Below are 2040 nucleotides of genomic sequence, written 5' to 3'. Positions count from 1 at the left end.
AAATAAAGCAGTAAATATAACTAGAACTACCACTTACGGATATAAATAAAAAAGACTGTAGATTTTCCTACAGTCTAAATTAACTATCTTCTGTTATTTTGAGCTTTTCTAGCTTTTCTACAAGCTGGACATCTTACTGGTTCGTTATCGAATCCTTTTTCCTTGTAGAATTCTTGTTCTCCAACTGTGAATACGAATTCTGATCCACAATCTTTACATATTATCTTCTTATCTTCCATTTATAAACCCTCCATTTTAAAGACTATTATAGTAATATTAATCTCTATAACGGAGAATATCATTATCTATCAAAAATCTTTAAAGTAATTATTTTTTAGTCAAATTGACTACTTTTCTATAATATCATATTTTATTCCAGAAATCCATAGAAATTTAAATATATTTTAAAAAAATACCGGCAGCTTATAACTACCGGCAAAGAAACCTACGTAACCCTTTTGGGTCATTTTTATTCTTATCAATTTTATCATTTTATATTCTAAAAATATAAAATTTATTTTTTATATATTACTTCTATCTAATAATATTTCTAATAATTCCTTAGATTTTTTAGAACGCTTATCCATTTGTAATTCAACTTCTGTTAATTTCTTTTCCATTTTATTTATAAATTCCTCAGTTTCTATATTTCTATAACCCTTATTATCAAATCTAGTGTCTTCTATACTTAACTTAATTATTTTTAATGCTTCCTTTAGCTCTTTATTATAATTCTTTTCAGTTGTTATTGGCTTATTCCTCATATTATTATTTACACTTTTTTCTTCCTTAATATTATAAATTAATAAATTATAATCATTTGGTTTACCTAACAAATAGTATTTTAAATTGCCATTTTTATAAAAATTCTCTATTGTATTTGAATGCTGACTAAAATATATAGTTTTATTATCTAATAAATCAGTAATTGCCTGTGAATGAAAGGCTATATTATTAGGCCTTGTATATTGAATAATATCTCCTATATAGATACTTGAATAAATTTCATCCCAATTTTTCAAAGCTTCTTCAATGCTATATTTTCTATATTTATATACTCTTTTTCCCGATTTTCCAAAATGTAAATTAAAGGCATTAGCTGAAGTCCATGTAGAAGTTCTATTTGGTAAATCAGAAGAATAATAAAACCATGAATCAATACTTGTGGCATTTTTTCTAGAACCTATAAAATCCATACCACCAGCTCTTAAAACCTGTGATACAAAATTAGTGCAATCTCCTCCATCATTTATATAATTATAATATTGCTTATTGGAAGATATTGCCCATTTAATAGCATATTCTCTGGCTAATTCTCTATTATAGTTATTATTCTTCTCTCCTGCTAAAGTAAAGTTATTGTTACTAATTATACCGACTACAACTAAGATTAATATAACTAATAATACTTTTATTTTCTTATTTTTAATTAATATTCTCATGTTTTATTTCTCCAGATATTTTATAGTATATTATATCTTTTGAAATAAAATTAAAATTATTACAATATCTTTTATCTTATAAAAATCATTAAAATTATACTTAACAAAGTAGAAACTGTAATAGCATTACTTTTTCCACCTTCGTCTAAAATTTCTTTTAAACGATACATAAAATCTCCTATATTCTCAAGTACAACAGTTAATCGAATTTTTCCATTAGTATGTTTAATTTTCATCCATCCCCCCATATATCTAATGGACGGATATTTTATTTCTATAATTTCATCATATGGTATTACTATTTTCTTCTTACTATTATTATAAATAATAGCATCCTCTTCTAAAGTAACATTAATATACTTAAATCTTCTTAAAAATAAAAAGTATAATAAAATAAATTCAATTAGTATAAATGTAAATATTACTATAGCTACAATTATTAAAATGAAAAAATCTATCATTTCAAATTTTGCTTTTCTTGATAATATTGCAGCAAATCCACTTAAAAGTCCAATACTTAAAAATATAATCATTCCTAAAATGTAATTTAAAAATGATGCCCTCAAATGTTTTCTATAAACGTACATACATACACCCC

General features: G+C 23.8%; 2 protein-coding genes and 1 pseudogene. All 3 read right to left on the bottom strand.

Translation table 11 applies throughout. The features are described from left to right. Positions 1–83: 83 nt before the first annotated feature. A complete protein-coding gene (locus tag ACQRD5_RS17040) occupies positions 84–239 on the bottom strand; it encodes a zinc-ribbon domain-containing protein (RefSeq protein ID WP_291631554.1) in 156 nt (51 codons plus the stop codon). A 282-nt stretch (positions 240–521) separates the two neighbouring features. Further along, positions 522–1442, bottom strand: a complete 921-nt coding sequence (locus ACQRD5_RS17035; protein WP_294364526.1) for an amidase domain-containing protein — start codon at positions 1440–1442, stop codon at positions 522–524. A gap of 71 nt (positions 1443–1513) precedes the next feature. Then, a pseudogene (locus ACQRD5_RS17030) lies at positions 1514–2040 on the bottom strand (hypothetical protein); the annotation flags it as partial.

The sequence above is a fragment of the Clostridium sp. SGI.024 genome (assembly GCF_050315195.1).
Classification (GTDB): domain Bacteria; phylum Bacillota; class Clostridia; order Clostridiales; family Clostridiaceae; genus Clostridium.
The sequence above is the reverse complement of the archived record's forward strand: the minus strand, read 5'-3'. Positions and strand labels throughout refer to the sequence as shown.

Coding starts and splice junctions, on each gene's coding strand:
- ACQRD5_RS17040 (WP_291631554.1), bottom strand. CDS start 239: ATGGAAGATAAGAAGATAATATGTAAAGATTGTGGATCAGAATTCGTA.
- ACQRD5_RS17035 (WP_294364526.1), bottom strand. CDS start 1,442: ATGAGAATATTAATTAAAAATAAGAAAATAAAAGTATTATTAGTTATA.